Below are 21,242 nucleotides of genomic sequence, written 5' to 3' on the forward strand. Positions count from 1 at the left end.
GCGACGGGGAAGCCGAGCTTGAGGCAGACGATCGCGGTCGTGCCGATCGGGCGCACGCGAACCATCGCGCCGACGCGTTGGAAGCGGGGGCGGACCTGGTCACGTCTAACATAACTCGACAGGACCGATGGCGGCTGAGGAGCGGGGTGCACATTTGGGTCTCCCCTCTTTGCTCATAGATGTGGATCGCACGGGGTCGGGCGGTCCGTGCCCTCCGCTCACGCTCCGGCAAACACAAATACGGTTTCCACGCGCGGGGCGCGCGGACCCTCCGCATTTGTGTTTGCGGACCTCCCTTGCCCCCCGTGCCGGGTGATCCCCATCGCAAAAAGGAGAGACCCAAATGACCAACCACTACGTCGCCACCGTTCCCGTCAAGTTCACCGACAACGAAGGTCAGGAGCGCACCCGCTTCCAGCGCGTCGGCGCGATGTTCCGCAACACTCGCAACGGGGACGGCTCGGAGTTCTTCAGCCTCAAACTCGACTTCCCCGTCGCGGTCCAGGAGCTGGTGATGTTCCCGCCGAGCGCGAAGGAACCGCAGGAATAGTCCGCCTCAAAGATGGGCCGCCCTAGGGGCGGCCCTTTCCCTGTTTCAGGGAAGGCTGCGCTGTACCCGGGAACCCCTGCCTTCGGCCGGCGTCCCCGGGAAGGCGTCAGGACCGCAAGCGGTCCTGACGGGGGATATCAGAGATCGCCTGGAACAGGTCTGCCGGCCAGCCTCAAGGGGGCCATCCGGAATAACAGTCGGGCTACGCCCGCCGGTTTTTCCGGCAGAGATTTGGGCCGAGCCAAATCTGGCCGCCCTTGACCCTGTCCGTCAGCCCCGTCGGTGGAGGGATGCGCCGCCCCTCGCTTCCGTCCGAACACGGGTCCGTGTTCGGCCAGACCCTCGGGCGCGGGCATGACAACGGGCGGCCGAGGTGCGGTTGGAGATGGTCGGGTTTTCTGGGCCCTTCGGGCCGGGCCTCGCACCTGCGGTGCTCGGCTCGAAGCGGAATTCAAGGTCGCCTGGGGGCAATCTGCAATAATATTGTATTGACCGTTAAATATAGTTTCGCATGATGAAGGCGACCTTGAATGAAGGTGGCAGGAAATAGGGGGGCTTTCTTCGTATGAGCCGGACCAAGAGACTGACACAGACGGAGCGGGCGGAGATTATCCGTGAGGCCGCAGCAGGTGTGGGGACTTCCGCGCTCGCGGAGCGGTTCGGGGTCACGCCGCGGGCCATCCAGTACACGTTGAAGGCGGACGAAGAACGCCAGAAGGATGCGGCCGTGGCGACGGCCGCGGTGACGGTGAAGCTGACACCAGAAGAGCTTGCTGCGCTGGATGAGGTGCTGTCCGCGGCGGGGATCGAGACCCGCACGGAGGGGGTCCGGCGGCTGATCCAGGCGGCGGGGGGAACGTTCGTTCCGGACGCGAATCTGGCGGCTGAGATGGCGCGCTACCGGGCCTCCTTGCACGAGGTCGGCAACGGCGTCGTGCAGGTCGCCAAGCAGATGATGAAAGCCAGCCGGGAGGGGCGGGGGGAAGGCTCCGCGCCGAACGCAGAGTTGTCCGAACTGCGCCTCGTGCAGATGCGTGCGCTGGCGCGGTTCATCCTCGATTCCGCTGACGAGATCGACCTGCTTTTGCGCCGTCGTCGGGATGGGATGCGGCTCTCCGCCACTGCCGCTCTGAAGGAGTTTGCCCATGCGGCTGAATGATGCCGTCCATGACGTCACCGGAGAGATCTTCCGGGATGGCTGGAGCCGGATACGGGGCTCGATGCAAGGGCTGCAGGCGTCCCGGCAGAGGCAGCTCGTGCGCGCCGCTGCGGGGCATCGTGCGGCGGTCTTCAAGGCGATCCGGGGCGGGGGCACGCATACCAAATCCCAGCTCATGAACCAGCTTGATTACCTCACCACCAAGTCCTCGCATATCGTGGACAGCAGCGGGTTCCTGGACGGGAAGACGAGGCTTGAGGGATCGGAGATCAAGGACCTGACGGAGCGGTTCGCCAAGCGCTGGAGTGCGGGGTTCAAGCCCAAGCTCGGACAGACGACGCATATGCTGATGTCCTATCCGATCGGCACCCGGGGCGAGGACGTGCGCGACATCACCGCCAATGTCGCCGAGCGGTTCTTTCAGTCCGAAGAGGGACATTTCGACTACATCATCGCGGTGCATGAGGATCGCGATCACCCCCACGCACATATAGTTTTGAATCGCCGGTCGCAGGAGGGTGAGTTCTTCTTCCTGGGTCGCGATCACCGGTTCAACTACGACGATTTCCGCCTCGCCATGGTGGAAGAGGCCGAGCGGTTCGGCGTGCGTCTGGAGGCCACGCGGCGGCTCGATCGGGGTGTCGTGCACTACCCGCCGCGCACCCGCGAGGTCTATGCGGCCAAGGTTGAGGGGCGGGCCGCGGAGCCACGGCCACGGGTCGGGGCCGATCTTGATCGCGCCCTCGAAGAGATCGCAAACACCCGGATCATCTATCACTCGCTTGCCGCTGAGGCCTCTGCGGACAACCGCGAGGACATCGCCGATGCCCTGTTCCGCTCGGGAGAGCTTCTGGCCAAGGGCGGCAAGCTGACTTTGGAAGGAGGCGTCTACATGGCAGAGGAGCAATCGTTCGAGGATCTGAGGACCCGTTATGCCGATCAGGTCGCGCGCGTCCAGGGCATGATCGATGCGAAGCCGGAGGCCGAACGGCCGCGGCTCGAGCGCAGCCTCAACGAGATCCAGTCGCGGCTCGCGCATATGCAGCCGCTAGGGCTCAGATCCGTGACATTGACCGAAAAGCCCTCGGAGGGCGGGGTCTATTCCGAGACCAATATCGATGCGGCCCGGCTCGACCGGTTGCGAGACCCCGAGGTGCGGGCGCAGGTCGACACCGCGCTGCGCGGGACCGGGATCAGTTCGTCCGTGGTGGTCGCCCGGATGGAAACCGGCGCGCAGAACGCCGCGCTCGAGCGGCAATGGATCGCTGACGATCTGGCGCGGGTGGCCGAGAGGGACGGTCTCAACCTCGAGCGCCGCGCGGATCTGGAGACGGCGCGCGAGACCCTCAACCGGGCCCATGTCCAGCTCGGCGTCGCGCTGGAGCGGGCAGGGGTCTTGCGTGAGGACGGTGTCGTGGAAGATCGCACCGTGACGGAGAGGGTCCATTATCATCGGGACGCCACTGAGGACATGGAGCGCGCCATCCGCCAGGACATGCGTTCGGAAGGTCTGACCGAAGACCAGATCGAGGCGCGGGAGTGGGAGATCGTCTCCCGCGCGGAGCGGCGTATCGAAGAAGAGCAACGCAGCTACCTCGATGCGCATCCCGAACTGCTCGCGCGCCCGGGCGACGTGATCGACCGGTCCGAGCCCTACCGGGAGCGCATCACCGACGAGGCCCGGGCCCGCGAGATCACCCGCGAAGTCGACCGGATCATGGAAGGTCGCGACGCGCGGACCCCCGTTGCGGATGCCGTCACGGACGAGTTCCGCGCGCGCTATCCCGATATGCCGTCGCATATCGCCCGCGGGCTTGGCGCGACCTATGCTTCCGTCACCGATCTGCGCGACACCGAGGCCCTCAACCAGGTCCGCCGCGACAACGAGTTGCGGGAGGTGGCGCTCGACCTGCGCGACGGGCGGCTTTCGGACGCGCGCGAGGGGGACGCTGTCGAGGGGGCACCGATCGCCGATCCGGACATCCGGCGGGTCGTCGACCATGAACGGGCCGGCAATCTGCAGTCGCCGTTCCAGGACGACGGTCAGCGACTGACCTACCGCGACGCCGTCGAGCGCGAGCTCGACGCGGCGCAGATCGACCGGCTGCGGGACGGGGATGTCGACGTGCTGAAGACCCAGATCGAAGACCGTCTCGATCGGCTCTACGCCGCGAAGACCTACCTGCAGTCGGACGCGGCCACCGCCAACAGCGAGGCGACCCGCGCCGTGGTCGAGGAGATCGCCGACCGCGAGTTCGAGCTCCACCGCGCCGATCTTGTCGATGGCGAGACCGAGCGCGGGGAGACGCACTGATGGGAGGGGTAGGGAAGGGCCGCCTCGCCCTCGGCGTCGCGCTGGTCACACTGGTCGCTATCGCGATCGGCTATGTCATCGCCTCGGCCGTGATCAGTTTCCGGGACCTGGGTTTCCGGGCCGAGATCGACTTCTTCTATATCGTGCAGAACTACCGCGCCATCGGGGCCGCCCGTCCCGACGACTTCCGCCTGATCAACCTGATCATGGGCGGGGCCGGGGTGGCGGGCCTCATGATGAGCCTTGCGATGTCGGGCTCGGCGCTCACCCGGTTCGGCTATACCCATTGGCAGACCCGCCGCGAGATGAAGCGGAACGGCTTCTTCGGCGCGCCGGGCACGGGCTTTGTGATCGGCAAGCTTGGAAAGCCAAGCTCGCGTGCGCCGTTCCTGTGTTCCAAGACCTTTCCCCATGCGTTGATCGTAGCGCCGACCGGGCGCGGCAAGACCACCGGCTTCGTCATTCCGAACCTCCTGACCTGGCAGGGCTCAGCGGTGGTGCTCGACGTAAAGGGAGAATGCTTCGAGGCCTCGGCCCGCCACCGGGCGGCGCAGGGTGACGAAGTGTTCCGCTTCGCGCCCACGGATTGGGAGGACAGGCGGACGCATCGCTACAACCCACTTCTGCGCATCTATGAGCTCAAAGACCCGGCCCGCCAGCAGATGGAGTTGCAGCTCCTGGCCACACTCTTCCTGCAGAACGACAACGACCGTGTTCAGGGGCTTCTCAAAGGGGGGATCGATCTCTTCGTCGCGGCCGGGCTACTCGCGTTCCAACGCCGCAGGCCGACGCTCGGCGAGATATACCGCATCGCCGCCTCGGGCGGGCAGAAGCAGAAGGAATATCTCGCGCGCGCCCATGAGGTCCAAAACGCCGCGGCGCGGCTGATCTTCACACGGCTGGCGTCCACCAACAACGATACGCTGACATCCTATGTCTCGCTCCTGATGACCTCGGGCCTCGATCAATGGCAGAACCCGGCGATCGACGATGCGACGGCGACCTCGGACTTCGACTTCCGGACGATCCGCAAGAAACCCTTCAGCGTCTACCTCGTCGTCCAGCCCCTCATGGTGAAACCCCTCGCACCTCTGATCCGGCTCTTCTTCTCGGACCTGCTGTCGGCGCTTCAGGACAAGGAACCGGGTCCGGACGAGCCCTGGCCGGTTATGATCATGCTCGACGAGTTCAACCGGCTCGGAAAGATGCCGATCGTGGCCGAGAGCATCGAGGTGCTGCGCGCCTATCGCGGGCATCTCGCGGTGGTGACCCAGACCATCCCGGCCATCGACGATATCTACGGCGAGAACACGCGGCGCGCCTTGCAGGGCAACGCCGGGATCAAGCTCTACCTGACGCCCTCCGACGAGAAGACCGTCGAGGAGCTGAGCAAGGCGGTCGGCAAGACCACGAAAACCGTCGTCACGCGGTCCCGCGCGGTCGGGAAGAACCCGTTCGAGGGCCGCAGCCAATCGGAGCGGACGGAGGAGGTGTCGCTCCTGCCCGAGGATGAGGCGCGGCGCCTGCCGCTCGACGAGATCGTCGTCGTCGTGGACGCCCAGATGCCGGTCCGGGCCAAGCGCGTGGTGTATTTCGAGGACCCATTCTTCAAGGGCATCCATGCCGCCCAGGAGGGGGAGCTACCCTTCCCGACGGGGCCGGTCCCTCCGATGGGGGAATTGCCCCTGAGCGTCAGGGCGATGCCCACGGCGCCGCGGGGGTCAGGTCTCACGGAACGTGATTTCGAGGCCAGGATGGGGCTAACAGAAGGCGGAGGGATTGCACCCCTTGAGTCCGGTCCGGCTCAAGCGCCTCGGCGCGGCCGCGCCGCTGTTCTTGCGGATGATCAGCGGCAGATGGAGATGGAGTTCGGGCGGCAGGCAGATCTGGAGGTGGAGGCTGCGTCCGAAAACGACGTCGCTCGAGTTCAGGACGCCGTGAGTGATCTCGAGCGGTTGGAGGCGGAGATGTCCGGTTCGGAAGCAAACGTCAGCGAGACGGGCGAGAAATTCGGGCTTGGCTGAGCCGCCATGCGGGCGACACGAAAGAATGTCGCGATGGTGTCTTGTGGCCACGGCCTTGAGCCGACCATTGTCACGGGTGAAGAAAGCCAGGGTCGTCGCGCTCTGGTCGAGGGGCTCGCTCAATCGTCGCAGGGTCGATCTCACGCATCGTCAACTGGGCGTTCACCCTGCGGGCCGCGGGGCCCGCACGAAACCACTTCGCGGCGGAAGCCAGGTTAAAGCGCGGACGACGCTGCCCCTTTGCCGGGTTTGCGGCCTCCATCAGAACCTCGATCATTTCATCGATGCGGTAGAGGCCACCCGCAACGGGGAGGGGCATCTTGCGCTGCTGGAGCGCCTGTCGCTTTATCTCGAGCTTCTCGGCGACATCCGCGAGAGACACCAGGTCGGGACGGACCTCGCGCAGGACTGTGCCTTGCGGCAGCGCCTTGATCAGAGCCCGCGCCGCTTCAAGGATCGCGCTCTCGGCCTCATCCCCTTCAAGTTCCAGTTCTACACCCAGAAGACCGGCGTGACCGGTGCCCACGAGCGCATCTTCAAAACCCGCCTCGAAGATCGCGTCAGAGAGCGAAAACGCATCGTGCTCTCCGTCGGGGAGTGCAAAGACCAGTTCGAATTCGAATTCTTCAGCCATTGGCATTACCTTCGTCGTTCTTCTGAAGCTTCACGCAGGCCAGGGCCTTCTGTCGGATCTTTTTCGCGAACTGCTGTGGATTCTTCGGGGTCGACCAGACAGACATCTGACAAAACTCGCCACAGCGGCAATCCTTATCGTTGGCCGGGCATCGGAGGACCCCCCACGCGTGCCCCTTGCCCTCAATAAGGTTCCATCCCAGCTCTTCGAGCTCCTGGATGACGGCCTCGATTTCCTTTGATGTGTGCTTCTTCCTTGGCACCTTAGATACTCCACCCTCTTAAATTGTCAAGTGACAAGTTAATGCTTCGACTAAAACATCGCTGCAATTTGCTGCCCGCTACCGGCAATTTCTCATAGGAAGCTTGCAATCACGCGCTTTGATCTGAGAAGGGGATACAGGACGGACGTCCCAGACAGCAACACCGGCGCTGATGCCTTAGCGCCTGATCCTATAGCAGTGTGGCGTCCCCAGACGCAGCACGATGCCACCAACGCAAAACCATTCATGCTGTTTGTCATGATCCCAGCAGGCAGCAAAGATTTTGCCCGCGGACAGCCTGTTCCCGGTAGAATTGCTTCGTCCGGTTTGCGCTACCGTCGACCCAGCCTGCTTAGCCGTGCCAGTTGCGCAAGCATGTGTGCACCGGTGCCAGATGAGTCGCCTGAAGGTGCAGCCGGCGCACCACCCGCGGCATTAGGGCGGGTCGGGAGCGCCTGTACGCCGAGAAACTGCCTAGCCCGAAGCGCGGCATATTCGGCGCCTGTCGCGCCTCCGATGGCGTATCGGTTATAGACTTGCTGACTTCCTGCCAAGCCTCGGGCGAAGGCGAAGCTTCCGCCAAAGCCCGCCGAAAGCGCCGGCATCATGATGTTTCCGGAGACCGACCGGACGATGAAGGGCGTGGCGATGATGAACCCCTTGGCCATGAGGACCATCATGAAGAAGGGCAGGAGGGCGCCAATGTTCGAAGCCCCCTCCGGATCACCAAGTTCGGCGAGCAATGCGCGCGAAACCCCGGTGATCGTCGCGAAAACGCCGGCGATGACGATGGGGTAGATCGCGAAGGAGATCAGCGCCGAGAGCCAGCGCGCGAAATAATCCTTGGTCACCTCGAAGAGGGTCAGGAAGATCATCACTGGAGCTATCCCGATCAAAAGCGTGATCATGAGCCTGGAGGCGACGACAATGAAGGCTGCCAGCCCTCCGAGGATCGAGAGCAGGAGAACGCCGAGCGTGTCGAGAAGCGCGCCAGCCATCCAGTTCAGCTCGGAGCCAGCTGCGTTCAGGTAATCCCCGAGCGCCGCGATGAGCTGATCGAATTCCTCGGCGAAAGTCCCAGACGGACCTGGCGTCCCGCCGCCGACCGACGCGACCAGCGATCCGGCGATGCTGTCTATCCCGTTCAGTATGGCGGATGCGAGTGCGTTGAACTGGACCCAGTTGGTCGAAAATATACCAATCAGGCCGATCTTCACGGCGAGCCAGAAGGCGGTCCGGCCGTCCATGGACCGGTATTGGTAGATCATGTTGAGACAGACGAGGATGACCACGAGCGTCGTTCCGAGGACCAGCATCGTTCCGACCGTGGCGGCCACGGCCCCGAACTGGGTTTCCGCCGCCGAGTCCAGATAGCCTTCGGCCGTTTCCACGAAATACGCGACGACGCTCATGACCCGCTACCAGTTGCCGGCCGCTTCGCAGATCGGCATGGCCTGCTTTCGGAGATCGTTCGCCCGTCGGCGATAGTCTGACGTCGCCTCGACCACGCTCCAATAGTCAGCCGCGGAATAGCGATCAAAATAGACGGCTTCGGCGGCCTCCCAGGACGGATACCGGGTGGCGCAGGTGCAGCTTTGCGCGTCGACGATGCGTCCCATGCTCTGAAACCGGTAGATTTGCTGGACCAGGAGCCGCTTGTAGGCGTCGCGAGCCTCGGTGTCTCGCATCCAATCCGGCTCGGGCGGCTGATCGGGGCAGACATCGGGTTGATTGTCGAGCGTCGGGACCAGGTTGCGCTCGGCAGACGCGATGGTGCCCGACATAAGAAGGAAAGAACAGGCGAGAGCGAGAGCACGTGTCATGTCGCCGTCTCCGTCGGCCGGTCCGCGACCTCACGCTTGAGGAACGCGGTATAGCCATAATCGCCCGCCTCGGCGGAGATCACCTCCCAGCCTTCGGCGCCCCGTTCGTTCAGGGCGCGCCGCATGTCTTCATAGTCCTTCTGCTTCTTCACCTTGCAGAAGAGGATGTCGTACTCAAACCGCTTCATGCCTTGCACCTTTCCTGTAATTCGGTCCCGGGGAGATAGAATTCGGTGATGCCGCGTTGGCCGTCCTCGCGGCCCGCCTGGATGATCACGTCGATCGAGCTTTCGATGTATTGGACCATGTCCTGGTAGGTCATCGGGATCTCGGTCTTGAGCGCCGCGATGGCGAGACGCTGGACGGCGAGCTGCGGAGTTTCGGCATGGAGGGTTGTCATCGAACCGCCATGGCCGGTGTTGATCGCCTCTAGGAAGGTCATCGCCTCCTTGCCGCGGACCTCACCGAGGATGATCCGGTCGGGCCTCATGCGCAGCGTTGCGGTCAGAAGCACATCGGCGGATTGGAACTCAGCGTCCCGGTTGGCGATCAGGGTCACCGCGTTCGGCTGGGCCGGGAGCAACTCTGCGGCTTCCTCGATAGTGACGATCCGTTCCTCGTCGGGAACATAGGAGAGGATTTTCCGAGCCGCGACGGTCTTACCGGTCGAGGTGCCGCCGGAGACGATCATGTTGAGCTTGTTCTCGACGCAGAAGCGGATGGCGGCGTAGATGTCACCGGAGGTGACGACCTCGCGCAGCGCGCGGTTTTTCTCCTGGCGCAGTTCGTCGAGCTTGCGTTCCTCGCCATAAAGGAAGCGGAGTTCGATCTTATCGAGCGGCAGGCTCGAGAAAAAGCGGAGCGAGATCGACATGCCCGCGAGCACAGCAGGTGGGGTCACGACCTGGGCACGGATCGGGCGATCACGATAGGTGATCGAGACCGAGACGATGGGCTTGTCTTTGCTCATTGTCGTGTTGGCTGAGGAGGCGATCTGGTTGCCAAGATCGCGCACCTCCGTAACCGACAGTCGCTGATCCAGTGCTCGCATGAAGTGGTCCCCCTGGAACTCACCCCAGCAAGAGCCATCCGGGTTGATGCATATCTCGATGACGTCATCGCGGGCGGCGTCCTTCAGCTTATCGAGCGAGGTCTGGAGGTAGGAGAGCGTCATCTCAGAAAATCTCCAGATCCCGGTCGACCATGACGGTGACGCGGGCACCCTGATCGACATAGATGACCGGGCCAATGGAGAGATATTCACCGATCACGCTGTCGGTGGCATCGGCCAAGTCATCGCCCACATCTTCAAGTACGTCCGCGGTGGTCTCATCCTCGACCTGGGCGGCGGCCACACTTGGGGCGGCCGAAATGATCGAAATCAGCGCGGCTGAGCCGAACCGCTCGTCAAAGCGGGTATCGACGAAGCCAGTGACACCCGAACGGCCCAACTCGTCTCCCCCGAAGGAGCTTATCTGGACGGTCTGGTTGTTTGGCAGGACAATCCGGTCCCAGGCGATGGTGACGCGCTTCTGGGCTATCTCGATGCCGGAGCGGTAGCGTCCAATAAGGCGCGAGCCGCGCGGGATCAGGAGCCGTGAGCCGTCATAGCTGAAGACGTCTTCGGAGATGATGGCACGGGTCTGTCCGGGGAGCGAGCTGTCGAGTGCGGTCTCCATCACGGCCTGGATCATCGTGCCCTGAATGACCGTGTTCGAGGGATTTGCGATGACTTCGGCTTGTGTGATGGCGCTCGGCAACGCGCCGTTCAGCACGAAGTCTGTCACCTCGCCGAAGGTGCGTTCGGTGAGTTCTGTCTCGCCCGCATTGGCGCCGCCCGTTCCGCCGAAGGCGATAACGGGGGAGGAAATCCGCCGTTCCTGGAAGGCACGCTCCTCCTCGGCCCGGCGTTGCAGCTCGGCCAGCCGCCGCGCCTCTTCCTCACGTCGCATCCGCTCATCTTCGCGGGCGCGCAACTCTTCGTCGGTGGGTCCGAGCGGGGCGGGTGCCGGCTTGTTGGCCTCCAGCCGCGCGAGGTCCAGGTCCATACGCAGCTGTTGCAGCTCCCGATCTCGTGCGGCGAGTTCGGTCTGGAATTGTTCCTGAGCATTCTCGGAGGCGTCCTGTAGGGCTGCGATCCGTGCGGTCAGGGCATCGATCGCCTCCGCTGCCGCGCTGTCCGCCCCGGCGTCCGGCGCGTCGCGCAGTTCCTCGATCTGGGCCTGGAGTGCGGCGATCTGCGCCAAAAGTTCGGCGTTGGGTTCTGGTTCGACGAGAACGATCTCGGGTTCCGGGGCGGGCGGCGGCACGAAGGGTTCGATCTCTCCGAACCCGTCACCCTCGGTTTGGAACTCGTCCGGGGTGGCCGTCGGCAGGGCGACCTCTTCCCCCGGGCCCGAAAACAGCAAGAGGACCAAGCCGCCCGCCAGGATGAGCCCTGCGAGGAGGAGGGCGAGGAGCGGTGAGCGGTGTTTCGGGGCGGGTCCGTGGCGCGGGTTGCCCCGTTCGAGCGCAGCAAGACGCTGTTCGAGATCCGGGTTGTTGTCACTCATGAGGCGGCCTCCGCGGGCGGCGTCGCCTCGATACACACCACGTCCTCGCCCAGACGCAGCACCCATTGGCGCCCCACGCCCGAGACACGGATCACACCGTCTTCGACCGCGCCTGTGTTCACCGTGCGCTCGCGCCCGTTCGTGTAACGGAAGATCGCCGGGACGGGTGCGTTCCGTGGGAAGGCGAAATAGGTGAAGGTGCCGTCGTCCCAGACCCGGGTCGGCGTGAACTCCGTCCGTGCGCTGGCCCCGTAATTGGTGTTTGGCGCGGCGCGTGCGATGGCGTCGGCCGAGCGGCGATTGTCTTGCGGGTAGCGGAATTGCACGACATAGAAGGTTGGGCTCGAGACCTCGTTCACGTTGAAATAGTAACTCCGTCTGTTGGTGTAGACGGTCACGTTGGTATGGACGCCGCGGGCGACAGGTTTGATCGCAAAGGCGCGACCACCTGGGACGCCGTCGATCTCAAATCCTTCCGTGTCGCCGGCGATGATTGAGCGGATGCTCTCGCCTGTCCCGAACTCGATGGTCGTGACATGGGTCAGGGAAACGTTCAGCCTGTAGACCTGGCCTTCCTGGTAGGACGCGACCCGCACGCGGTGGTCGTTGGGTCCCCCGCGCGGGATCGCCTCGGCTGACGCGTGGGGCGTAAACAGCGAGACCATCAAAAAGGCCGCGACGAACGCCCGGGCGTGTGCGGTGTGTTTCGCATTGTTATTGCCCTGCCGCTTCTGACGTATGTGGGACGTTGGCAAGGCGTTCTCTGAATTCTTTTTGGTGAAACGCACTTACTGGTTCTCCAATCTGTCCGAGCGGATCGCATATTCGACGACGGTGAAGCCAAACGGGTTGGTCCAAACCTGGTCGATGGAGCGGCTCTCCTCGGGGCGGAACTCGAAGAGGAGCGTCGCGGTGAAGAGGCCCGCCTGAACCCCCTGGATCGAGGTCAGGCGCTTGCGAAGTCGCACCGTGGCCCGGTTGTTGCCGATCAGGTTGATGCTGAGAATCTCCACGTCGAGGCGGGCGTTGGGTCCATAGACGGTCGGGGGATAGTCGGCATTGGCCGAATTCCAGATCTGGCGCAGTGAGGCCCCTGCGGCACGGTCCGAACGGCGCAACACGCTGCGGATACGCACGTCATTGTCGAGCTGGTTGTAAACCTCGCGGTCGGTCACGTAGCGGAAGACCTCCGCCTCGATAATGGCGCGGTTCTCGGTGACGGTGGTGGCCCCGACGGTGGCTTCGGGGAGGGCGAAGCCGGTGGCGGGATCGTAAGGTACCACTACAGGGGGCGGATCGACATCGAGGATGGACACGGCGGCCGCGCTGAGGCAGCCCAGGATGCCAAAGCCGAGGCCGAAAAGTCCCAGGCGCTGCCAGAGCCGTTCCCGTCTCAGCGCGCCGTAGACCAGTTCCTCCTCGATGATGGCGGTTTCTTCGTCCAACAATCAGTCCTCAATCCGCATTCAGTTCCGGGAGTGTGAACTCCATGAAGCGTTGTTCTTCGGCGATGGTGGCGGCATCGATCACGCCGCCGGTGCCATCTCCTACGGTCTGGATCGCTTCGAGCTGCCACATGGCGACGAGCGCGATGGCGAGCTCTGCCGTCACCCGCGTGTTGAGATCGACGCTCTCCTTGAGCTCATCCATGTCATCGATAAGCCCGACGAGCCGGTCGACACGTTCGAGCGATTGCCCGGCATCCTCGTAGCTGTTCTGGGCGGCGGCCGAGACCAGCGCGCCGGTCGTGGCCTGTGTCGCCACGCGCTCGGCCCCGGGATTGCCGCTGCGCGCCATTTCCGAGAGCGTGTCCTCGTCGAAGCCGAGATCGGCCAGCACCCGGTCCATCTGGGTTTCGATCTCGCTGGCACCGGATCCGGTGAGCCCGGAGAAATCCCCCGTCTTGATCGCCTCAATGGTGGCGATGATATCGCCGAACTCCTGGTCCAGGAGACCGTTCAATTCGTCCTCCATCTGTGTCCGGATGATCTCGGGCAGCTCTGCCAGACGGGTCAGCGCCTCATACGTTCGTTGTAGCTCGGCGAGCTGCTCCGTAAGCGTGGCAAGCTGTTCGCGGAGCTGCACGAGTTGCTCGTTTTGCAGGATCTCGTCCTCGATCATCTGCCGGAGCTGCTGGATGTTTTGGGCGATGTTCTGGGTGTCCACGACCGGCACGCCCTGGGCCAGGACGGGGGGATTGGTCACGAAAGGCGAGCAAAGCGCCAAGACGCTGGCCAGGGTCAACGTGCGAAGTGGTGCTGAAATGAACATTCTGCGGGGCATCAATCCAGATCCTCCAATGTGAACTCCATGAATTCGTTCTCGACCATGCGGGCCGCGGCCTGGGCCAGTTGCGCGGCACTGAGCGGCCGGGTCCGTGCGGCTTTCAGGCGAATGCGTGCGGCCATCAGCCGGACTAGTTCGGCGCGGGCATAGGTATTGAGCGCCATGCTCTCCTGGAGGTCCTCGGTGCCGCCGATCCGGGTGACGATGTCCTGGACGCGCAAGGCGGCTTGCCGGATGGCGGTGGGGGAATTGCTGCCGTAAAAGGCGGCCCCGAATCCGCTGAGCGAGAGATGGGCATTGGCGAGAAGCGCAGGGTCGATCGTGCCGAGCGCCTCGATGCCACCGATCCGCGCGAGGTAGAGATTGTAGCGTTCGGGGATGACCCTGACGTAGTGCCGGGTCTCCTTGAAGGGCGGTACGCCGCCATATTCGAACACCCGGCCCGGACCGGCGTTATAGGCCGCGAGCGCGTTGACGATGTTGCCGTCAAAGGTGGCGAGCTGCGCCGCGAGGTAGCGCGCGCCGCCTGTCACCTGCAGGTAGGGGCTTTCATAGTATTCCGGGTTGATACCGAGATCGCTCGCGGTGCCCGGCATGATCTGGGTGAGGCCGAAGGCGCCCACAGGCGAGCGTGCGCCGATGGAAAACCGGCTTTCCTGCCAGATGAGCGCCTGCAGGAGGGCGCGCCATTGCACGACGGAAAGACCGGCCCGCCCGACCCCGGGTTGCCCGTGGGTCTCCTGGGCGACCCGGATGATCAGCTGCTCGATGTTTTCGGCCGCATCCCCGAACATACCCGCGCCGCCCGGATTGGGATCGACATCGCCGGAGCCATAGACCGCCTCCGCGGACCGGTCCGGATCGCTGCCGCCACCCTCGAGGTCTGCGACCATGCCCGGCAGCCCCTGGCCACCGAAGCTCGTCTGCGCGTCGAGGATGGCGCGCAGCGTGGCGAGCTGTTCCCGTTCGATCTCGGTCAGCAACTCTTCGACGATGAGTTTCTCACGCTGGACGGCGAGGTCGGCGTCCCGGTCGCCCGTCTCGACGATATCGCGGGCCGTCAGCCCGGAATCGTTGGTGGGAACGCCCTGGGCGAGCGCGGCCGCCGGCAGGAGAGCCGCCAGGAGGATATGTGCGACCCTAGACCTCAACGCTGTCCTCCGGGTTTCCGATGGGTGTGAAGATGCAATCCGGCTCGGCGCGGTCGAGCGAGGCGCGGAAGGCGAAGCAGTTGGCCTGGGGTTCGCGATATTCGGCGCAGGACGAGAGAACGCCGAGCGCGGCGAGGAGGATGAGGGGTCGGATCATGAGAGCCTCCAGAAATCAGGTCTGTCGCGGTAGCCGGGGCCGACGAGAGCCTCGCCCTTCTCCATGCCGCCGAGGATGGTGAGGAGGGGGCCGAGGGCGGAGAGGTCGGCATCGACCACCACGGAGCCGCTGTCGTCGCGGATGAGGGCGAGACGGCTGTCGCTGCCGGTGTTCAGGAGCACGTCGAGTTCCTTCTCGAAGAGGTTCAGCATCGCGTAATCCGAGGCATGAGCGCGGATGTTGGGGAGCAGGATCTGGGTCGGCACCGCCTCGACGATGGTCTTGCCGGTGCGCGTGCGCTCTAACTGGCTCGCATATTGCGTCATCATCACCGCGACCGTGTTCTGCTTCCGGGCGGTCACCAGCCAGTTCGAGAGCCGTTCGGCAAAGTACGGGTTGTCGAGCGCCTTCCAGGCCTCGTCGATCACGATGATGGTGGGGCGACGGTCCTCGATCTCCCGCTCGATGCGGCGGAAAAGATAGGAGAGCACCGCCATGCGCTCCTTCTCGCTCTCGCTGTCGAGAATGCCGGTCAGGTCAAACCCCACGACATCGCCATCGAGGGAGAAGGTGTCCTCAAAGCTCTGGCCGAAGATCCAGCCGTAGCGGCCGTCCTCAGTCCATTCGAGAAGGCGTTGGTGCAGGTCGCCACTGTCGTCGGTCGAGACAAAGAGCGAGGCGAAATCCTTCCAGTTCCGAAGAGCGGGGTTACCGGCAGTGGCGTTCTGGCGAACGACCTCCTGGATGCGGTTGGTCTGGGCCGGGGTCAGGGGTTTATCCGAGCGATAAAGAAGCGAGGCGAGCCAATCCGAGAGCCATGCCGTGCCGCGCTCATCAATCTCGGTCCAGAGCGGGTTGAGGCCTGTCGCCTGTCCCGCCTTGATCGAGGCGTAGCGCCCGCCATTGGCGCGGACGGCCATCTCCATCCCGAGCCGATAATCAAAGACGAAGATGCGCGCGCCGACCCGGCGGGCTTGCGTCATGAGGAAGGCCGAGAGGACGGATTTGCCGGAACCGGGTCGGCCGAGAATGAGAGTATGTCCGCCAGTGGGCTCCTTCTCCGGCGAGCCTTGCTCGTGATAGGAAAACCGGTAGGCGCTCTGTTCCGGCGTCGGAAAGAGCGTGATCTCCTGGCCCCAGGGCAGTTGGTGTTTCTCCTTGCCGAGCTGCGTGCGATGAAGTGCCGCGAAATCCGCAAAGTTGCGGTTGGTGACAGCGCTGGCGCGGACCCGTTTCGGCTGGTTGCCCGGATGCTGGCTGAAATAATGCGACTTGGCCGCCATCCGCTCGCCGATCATCTTCACGCCCTCGGCGGCGGCGGCGTTCACGATCTCGGCTCCGAGGGTCTGCAGCTCGTCGAGACTGTCACAGAAAACGGTCACGACCATGTGGTGCGCGCCGAAGCTCTGGCGCTTGGCTTCGAGATCATCATGGGCGATGTCGAGCGCTTCGAGGAGTGAAAGCGCGGCATCCTGGGAGGCTTGCATCTGGCGCTTCTGGCGCTTTATCCGGCCTGCCATCAGGTTCGAATTGATCGGCGTGAAGGAATGGGTGACGATCATGTCGACCGGCAGGTTCAGCATGTCGAACATGGTGCAGGTCGTGCCTTCGGCATATTCGCCGATGGTGAAGCTCTTGCCGAAGCGGTGGCCGACAACGCCGTCCGATAGCTCGAAATGATCCTCGAGAAACGTGACCCGGGTGTTGGCGACGTTATAGGCGAGGAACCCGTAGCGGTTTGCGGGATAGAGCGGCAGTTCGCGGCCCGTGTTGAGCGCGCCGAGAAAACCGACAAGCTCGCCAGAGGCTGCTGAAAGGATGCGGGGCTTGAGTTCGGCGAGGCCGGAGGTGAAGACGCCGACCGCCTCCTTGAGACGACGGATCCGTTTCGCAGTCTCTTCCCTAAACCGCTCCGGCGCAGATCGGTTCACGAAGCCGAGGAAGCTTCTGGGCGGCGGGCGGTGGATGATGGTGAGTGTGAGGGTCTTGTCCCGGAGACCGGCCGAGGCGAGCTTTGCGCGCCAGGCATCATCCACCGCCGCCGCGAAGCCGTCGCCCCGGACCGGGAGCAGGTCCGGGGTGATCGACTTCGAGACCTTGTGCACGTAGTAGCTGAACTCCGGCCCGAGCTGCGCGATGATCCGGGCGAAGAGCGCCGTCACCTTGTCGAGATAGGTATCGTCCGTGGTGTAGCTGTTCACCCCGCTCAGGCGGATGCATTGGAAGAGCTCGTTGGCACGCGTGCGGACCGTGTGGTCGTCCACGAGACTGACATAGGGCAGCATATGCGCGAGGCGCTTCTCGCGCGCATACCAATCCGGCATGAGGGTGCGTTCATCGACGGTCTCGCCCAGGGCTTCACTATGGCGCATAGCTGTCGCCCCCGTGGATGGACCGGTTCCGCGTCGGTGGGGTCTCCTGCAGAGACGTCATCATCACGTCGATGAACCGCGGGTCCCAATCCGCCGCTTTCCAGAGAACCGGATAGAGAACCGCCGTGATGCCCAGGACAACCAGGTGCTGCACCCACACGAAGAGCAGCACCGACCCGAAGAGCCAGATCATGGCATACATGATCGGCAGGCCGAGGAGCTTGGGCGGGCGTACGAGGCCCAGAAAGAGCGGCGATCGTTCGGCCACGTTCGCCTCCTCTCACGACCCGAAGACGGCGGCAACGATGGTCGGCGCGGCCGCAACACCCGCGATTCCCACCAGCACCCAGAGGGCTTGGCGCAGATCGATGATGTTGAAGAACCAGCTGAGGAACACTCCGAGGACCGCGAGGGTGGCGATGACGACGCCAAGCGGTCCGGTCAGCGCGTCCACGATGCCCTGTAATAAGCTCTGAATCGGTGAGAGGTCGATGCTCTGGGCCAGGGCCGGTTCTGCCGCAACGATGAGGAGAGCGGCAAGGGTGATCAGGGGGTTCGTCAATGGCTTCATGGGGACGCTCCTTCCAGCCGGTTGAAGACGGCCAGCACCCGCTGGACGTGGTTTTGGGTTTCTCGAAACGGTGGAATGCCGGAATGCTCGCGCACGGCGTCGGGTCCGGCATTGTAGGCGGCGAGCGCGAGGCGCGCGTCGCCAAACTCGGCCAACATCAGGGCGAGGTAACGCGCGGAGCCGTCGAGGTTCTGTTTCCAATCATGGGGGTCGACGGCAAGAGCGCGGGCTGTATCGGGCATCAACTGCCCGAGCCCGACCGCCCCGACATGGGAGACGGCGTGCGGATTGTACGCACTCTCGATCTCGATATTGGCGCGATACAGGTGGAGCCAGTCCGTGACGGTGATATCGGCTGCACGGAGCCCAGGGTGGCTCGCATAGCGCAGTCCGGTCTCCTCGATCGCGGCGAGGATATCCGGGCGTGGTGTGAGCGCGCGAGGGATCATCGCCGCGACGCGCACCCCTTCACGTCGCTCAGTGCGGCGCTCCTCGCCCAAGATGCGCAACCCTTCTGAGGTCGAGCCAACGCCAACCCCGTCATTGTAGTTGCGCGCGAACCGCTCCTGGGCGCGCGACGGCGAAAGAGAACCGTCCCCCGCCATCACCAGGACCATGTCTGCCGATGCCGGGAGGCCCAGGTAGGAAAGGAAAAGGGCGCTAAGCCCGGCTGGCAGCCATCTCTTCGCTGGAGAGTTTGTGAACCGTCCGCTTGCCCTCTTCCAGAGGCACGTCGGCGTGCGAGAAACCGATCCCTTGCAGGAAGGAGATGACCCCGGTGACGGTCTTGATCTCGCGGATCTTGATGTCGTTGCGCGAGGTTCGGGTCCGGGCCGTGACCAGAAGTTTCTCGATCCCATCGTCGCTGACAGCGCGCATGATCCAGACCCCATGCCAGTTGGGGCCTTTCTTGAAGGCGTCCTCTTTGCAGACAACTTCGACGCGATAGCCGCTGGCGACCAGATCGCGGAATCTGGGTTCGGTGACCACATTCGGGGCTTCTTTTTCTAGGTCCATCACCCGGATCACGTTCTCCAATAGGGCGAATGACCAGGTTTCAGGTGTTGAAACCAAGTCATACGATCATATAGTATTGACGCACAAGATAAACTTTTGATGCGACAAGCGGATTCTTGCTCAACTAACGAATAGACGGTTCCCATGCATTTGATCAAGAAAATAAGGGGGTTGGACGCCCTCAGGTTGTGCGCATCGACCGTGGCACAAGCTATACTTCTGGTCACGTGCCTGCCGGGCCACGCCTTCGCCGCGTCCTGTTTGCCGCCGCCCAGGCCCTTCGTGCCGAGCGATTCCGAGGCCGCGCGGGACTATGCAGATCTCATCCGCAGCGACTTTGAACTCTACATCCGGGACATCCAGAGCTACTTTCGGTGCTTGGAGGAGGAGCGCGCCCGTGCGTTCGAAGAGGCGCGCGAGGTGAGCCAGGACTACGGTCGCTTCCTGGAGCTGGTGGACGAGTGATGTGACCGCGACCTTTCCAAAGGGTCGCCGCCTAGTGACATCCGGCCGTATCGGCGGCGTGCAATTCGGAGTCTCTATCATCACCTAAACGCCCATTATCCACTTTTTAGATAATCTATAAAGTAGATTAGCCCTGTCACAAGAGGTTTGTGACACGTGGCGAAAACGATCAGGAGTTCGGGACATGAGGCACTCCGCGACGCTTTGATTGCGGCGCGGAAGGCGGCTGGGTTAACGCAGGCCGAGCTCGCTTTGCGTCTCAGATGCCACCAGTCCTTCGTCGCCCGTCTCGAGAGCGGAGAGCGCAGGGTCGACGTAGTTGAGTTGATCGTGCTCGCGCGTGCTCTGCAGATCGATGCGGTTATGCTACTGGCAGCGGCCGAGGCGGCGACAGAACTCGATCACCGTATTTAGGGCGAGGTGATGGGCTCGTCTTCTCGGATGGTATGACGAGATCGAGTCCCGGTGGGGCGGAAGAGAAATGATAACAATGGATTGTTATGGGGCGCTGCGCTGCACTGTCTCTAATACAGGTTTGGTGGAGAGAAAAACGTCTTAGTAGTTCACCTGCTCGAACCCGTAATTGCCCTCGTAGTCTCGCCAGTCGACGAAGACCGAGCGGTGATAGATGGAGGGACAATGATCGCCCCAACGTTCCAAGCCGACATGCGCCTCGGGCAACGCGGCGACGGACGAACGAGACCAGTAAAAATCGCCCTGGATTCCATAGGAACCGAGAAGGACTGTTTCGAAACGGCTGCAATCGCTGTCGCGGGATTCGTGTTGGCGCGCATACCGAACATCGAAGACACGGATCGAGCGGATGAAGTTGAACTCCGGTCCACTGATGTCGATGTCGGCTCGGTCCTGGATCAGATGTAACGCAAACCCGTCAGGGTGAGGTAGTGGCTCGACGCCTTTCGACCGCACGACGGCAGGCAAGAGGGCGCCAGCTTTTTCGGGGTCAGATTCCGCGAGGTTCTGGGGCAGGGTAGAAGCGTTGGAGAAGAGGATGTCAATGACACGCCGAGTGCGACCGGGGTCGTCTACAGGTTCGAAGGAGGCCCCCATGGGGCAACGCCAGATCTGGAGGGGAGGCTCGACAGGCCATGGCGTGATCCGTCGTATGAACTCTGCACGTGCCCGCGAACAGGGCTCTGATGCCGGCCAGCCGCCGGAGAGGCAGAGCAGGATGGCGCAATCGATCGGGTAGGTCTGCGCCGACGCGCTGTTTCCACCTCCGCTCAGCGAGGCCGTTCCCGCGACGACAGCGAGAAAAAAATTACGAAGGAAATTGCGCATATCCAAGAGCTCGATTGACTGTGATGCAGAATCTGAGGATTACGATAATATACTATCGTCGAGCGGTCAAATTCGAATTTTTGTAACTGTCTTGGAGCGCCTTGATGCTAAAGCAGATCGGCTGAGCCCCTGAGCGACAGCTCCTCCAAAAGGTCAGTAACCTCATCGGTGGTGACAGTCTTTGCATTCGCAATCGTGTTCCGGCTTAACGGGGGATCGATATGGTGTGCCGTACGTTTGGGATCGAGCCAGAGGATGGACAGTTCTGACGTATTCCAGCGATAGACCCAACCAACGGTTCGATCACTGCGACCGTCAACAAGCCGCGCGACCGGAACCGCTTCTTCCTTTTCGATGCTCACCGGTTCGTGTCCGCCTTTTCTGCTTCGGTTCTTCAGTCCTATTCGGCTGGGACGTTCCCGTGATCTGATCTCGGTTGAACTTATTCCTGGCTCGTTAAAAAGGGGCGACACCGACCGCGTCGGTGCCGCCAGAGGTTCGCCCACAGGGAGGTGGTAGAGGGCGAAACCTATTGAAAATAGGGGAATTTCATTGTTGCAACCAAGTAGAAATGTCACCCGGTCTGCAAAGTAGAAATGTCCC

The 21,242-nt window shown here is 63.1% G+C and carries 24 protein-coding genes and 1 pseudogene; 6 read left to right on the plus strand and 19 right to left on the minus strand.

Annotated features, from left to right (window positions below):
- The first annotated feature begins 343 nt into the window (after positions 1-343).
- From ATO6_RS24265 to ATO6_RS24280, 4 genes are all read left to right on the plus strand, one after another.
- On the plus strand, positions 344-550 hold the full coding sequence (locus ATO6_RS24265; RefSeq protein ID WP_027264456.1) for a hypothetical protein: 207 nt from the start codon (positions 344-346) through the stop codon (positions 548-550).
- 565 nt (positions 551-1,115) lie between these two features.
- Positions 1,116-1,709, plus strand: a complete 594-nt coding sequence (locus tag ATO6_RS24270) for a helix-turn-helix domain-containing protein (RefSeq protein WP_088626503.1) — start codon at positions 1,116-1,118, stop codon at positions 1,707-1,709.
- Entirely contained in the window at positions 1,696-4,023 is a 2,328-nt protein-coding gene (locus tag ATO6_RS24275) for a relaxase/mobilization nuclease domain-containing protein (RefSeq protein ID WP_088626504.1), read from the plus strand. Before ATO6_RS24270 ends, ATO6_RS24275 begins: the two co-directional genes overlap by 14 nt.
- Positions 4,023-6,047, plus strand: coding sequence for a type IV secretory system conjugative DNA transfer family protein (locus tag ATO6_RS24280; RefSeq protein WP_088626505.1), 2,025 nt, complete (start codon positions 4,023-4,025; stop codon positions 6,045-6,047). The genes ATO6_RS24275 and ATO6_RS24280 overlap by 1 nt, the downstream gene beginning before the upstream one ends.
- 70 nt (positions 6,048-6,117) lie before the next feature.
- Here the strand turns inward: ATO6_RS24280 and ATO6_RS24285 are convergent, their stop codons facing one another.
- The 17 genes from ATO6_RS24285 to ATO6_RS24360 all read right to left on the minus strand — a co-directional run bounded on the left by ATO6_RS24285 (position 6,118) and on the right by ATO6_RS24360 (position 18,872).
- Positions 6,118-6,681, minus strand: coding sequence for a hypothetical protein (locus tag ATO6_RS24285; protein WP_017467933.1), 564 nt, complete (start codon positions 6,679-6,681; stop codon positions 6,118-6,120).
- Positions 6,674-6,943, minus strand: a complete 270-nt coding sequence (locus tag ATO6_RS24290) for a hypothetical protein (RefSeq protein ID WP_088626506.1) — start codon at positions 6,941-6,943, stop codon at positions 6,674-6,676. Before ATO6_RS24290 ends, ATO6_RS24285 begins: the two co-directional genes overlap by 8 nt.
- A 332-nt stretch (positions 6,944-7,275) precedes the next feature.
- Positions 7,276-8,355: a type IV secretion system protein gene (locus ATO6_RS24295; protein ID WP_088626507.1), complete on the minus strand. Its 1,080-nt coding sequence runs from the start codon at positions 8,353-8,355 to the stop codon at positions 7,276-7,278.
- Positions 8,356-8,361: 6 nt separating this feature from the next.
- Positions 8,362-8,766 (minus strand): hypothetical protein, encoded by a 405-nt coding sequence (locus ATO6_RS24300; protein ID WP_088626508.1) that lies wholly within the window; start codon positions 8,764-8,766, stop codon positions 8,362-8,364.
- Positions 8,763-8,954 (minus strand): hypothetical protein, encoded by a 192-nt coding sequence (locus tag ATO6_RS24305; RefSeq protein WP_017468583.1) that lies wholly within the window; start codon positions 8,952-8,954, stop codon positions 8,763-8,765. Before ATO6_RS24305 ends, ATO6_RS24300 begins: the two co-directional genes overlap by 4 nt.
- A complete protein-coding gene (locus tag ATO6_RS24310) occupies positions 8,951-9,940 on the minus strand; it encodes an ATPase, T2SS/T4P/T4SS family (protein ID WP_088626509.1) in 990 nt (329 codons plus the stop codon). Before ATO6_RS24310 ends, ATO6_RS24305 begins: the two co-directional genes overlap by 4 nt.
- 1 nt (position 9,941) lies before the next feature.
- Complete coding sequence (locus ATO6_RS24315; RefSeq protein ID WP_088626510.1) at positions 9,942-11,318, minus strand: TrbI/VirB10 family protein; 1,377 nt, start codon at positions 11,316-11,318, stop codon at positions 9,942-9,944.
- Positions 11,315-11,983, minus strand: a complete 669-nt coding sequence (locus ATO6_RS24320; protein ID WP_036051669.1) for a TrbG/VirB9 family P-type conjugative transfer protein — start codon at positions 11,981-11,983, stop codon at positions 11,315-11,317. Before ATO6_RS24320 ends, ATO6_RS24315 begins: the two co-directional genes overlap by 4 nt.
- Before the next feature lie 123 nt (positions 11,984-12,106).
- Complete coding sequence (locus ATO6_RS24325) at positions 12,107-12,763, minus strand: virB8 family protein (RefSeq protein WP_088626511.1); 657 nt, start codon at positions 12,761-12,763, stop codon at positions 12,107-12,109.
- Positions 12,764-12,773: 10 nt separating this feature from the next.
- A complete protein-coding gene (locus ATO6_RS24330) occupies positions 12,774-13,601 on the minus strand; it encodes a type IV secretion system protein (protein ID WP_223228094.1) in 828 nt (275 codons plus the stop codon).
- Positions 13,601-14,755, minus strand: a complete 1,155-nt coding sequence (locus ATO6_RS24335; protein ID WP_088626512.1) for a lytic transglycosylase domain-containing protein — start codon at positions 14,753-14,755, stop codon at positions 13,601-13,603. Before ATO6_RS24335 ends, ATO6_RS24330 begins: the two co-directional genes overlap by 1 nt.
- Positions 14,745-14,912 carry a hypothetical protein gene (locus ATO6_RS25275; RefSeq protein WP_171043047.1) on the minus strand — a complete coding sequence of 56 codons (168 nt, stop codon included), beginning with the start codon at positions 14,910-14,912 and terminating at the stop codon, positions 14,745-14,747. Before ATO6_RS25275 ends, ATO6_RS24335 begins: the two co-directional genes overlap by 11 nt.
- On the minus strand, positions 14,909-17,284 hold the full coding sequence (locus ATO6_RS24340; RefSeq protein WP_088626513.1) for a type IV secretion system protein B4: 2,376 nt from the start codon (positions 17,282-17,284) through the stop codon (positions 14,909-14,911). Before ATO6_RS24340 ends, ATO6_RS25275 begins: the two co-directional genes overlap by 4 nt.
- Positions 17,274-17,552 carry a type IV secretion system protein VirB3 gene (locus ATO6_RS24345; RefSeq protein ID WP_088626514.1) on the minus strand — a complete coding sequence of 93 codons (279 nt, stop codon included), beginning with the start codon at positions 17,550-17,552 and terminating at the stop codon, positions 17,274-17,276. The genes ATO6_RS24340 and ATO6_RS24345 overlap by 11 nt, the downstream gene beginning before the upstream one ends.
- A gap of 12 nt (positions 17,553-17,564) precedes the next feature.
- Positions 17,565-17,855, minus strand: coding sequence for a TrbC/VirB2 family protein (locus ATO6_RS24350; protein WP_071974362.1), 291 nt, complete (start codon positions 17,853-17,855; stop codon positions 17,565-17,567).
- Positions 17,852-18,472, minus strand: coding sequence for a lytic transglycosylase domain-containing protein (locus tag ATO6_RS24355; RefSeq protein ID WP_071974361.1), 621 nt, complete (start codon positions 18,470-18,472; stop codon positions 17,852-17,854). The genes ATO6_RS24350 and ATO6_RS24355 overlap by 4 nt, the downstream gene beginning before the upstream one ends.
- A 43-nt stretch (positions 18,473-18,515) precedes the next feature.
- Entirely contained in the window at positions 18,516-18,872 is a 357-nt protein-coding gene (locus ATO6_RS24360; protein WP_028093938.1) for a hypothetical protein, read from the minus strand.
- A 144-nt stretch (positions 18,873-19,016) separates the two neighbouring features.
- On the opposite strand from ATO6_RS24360, the gene ATO6_RS24365 reads away from it, so the two are divergent.
- Both ATO6_RS24365 and ATO6_RS24370 read left to right on the plus strand, forming a co-directional pair.
- The gene (locus tag ATO6_RS24365) at positions 19,017-19,337 is read left to right on the plus strand and encodes a hypothetical protein (RefSeq protein ID WP_017467345.1); all 321 of its coding nucleotides are present in this window, start codon (positions 19,017-19,019) and stop codon (positions 19,335-19,337) included.
- Positions 19,338-19,493: 156 nt separating this feature from the next.
- Entirely contained in the window at positions 19,494-19,751 is a 258-nt protein-coding gene (locus tag ATO6_RS24370; protein ID WP_017467344.1) for a helix-turn-helix transcriptional regulator, read from the plus strand.
- A gap of 141 nt (positions 19,752-19,892) precedes the next feature.
- Here the strand turns inward: ATO6_RS24370 and ATO6_RS24375 are convergent, their stop codons facing one another.
- Positions 19,893-20,639 carry a hypothetical protein gene (locus tag ATO6_RS24375; protein WP_088626515.1) on the minus strand — a complete coding sequence of 249 codons (747 nt, stop codon included), beginning with the start codon at positions 20,637-20,639 and terminating at the stop codon, positions 19,893-19,895.
- A gap of 107 nt (positions 20,640-20,746) precedes the next feature.
- A pseudogene (locus ATO6_RS25365) lies at positions 20,747-21,242 on the minus strand (hypothetical protein); the annotation flags it as partial.

It is taken from the genome of Oceanicola sp. 22II-s10i (genome assembly GCF_002210105.1).
Lineage (GTDB): Bacteria > Pseudomonadota > Alphaproteobacteria > Rhodobacterales > Rhodobacteraceae > Pseudooceanicola.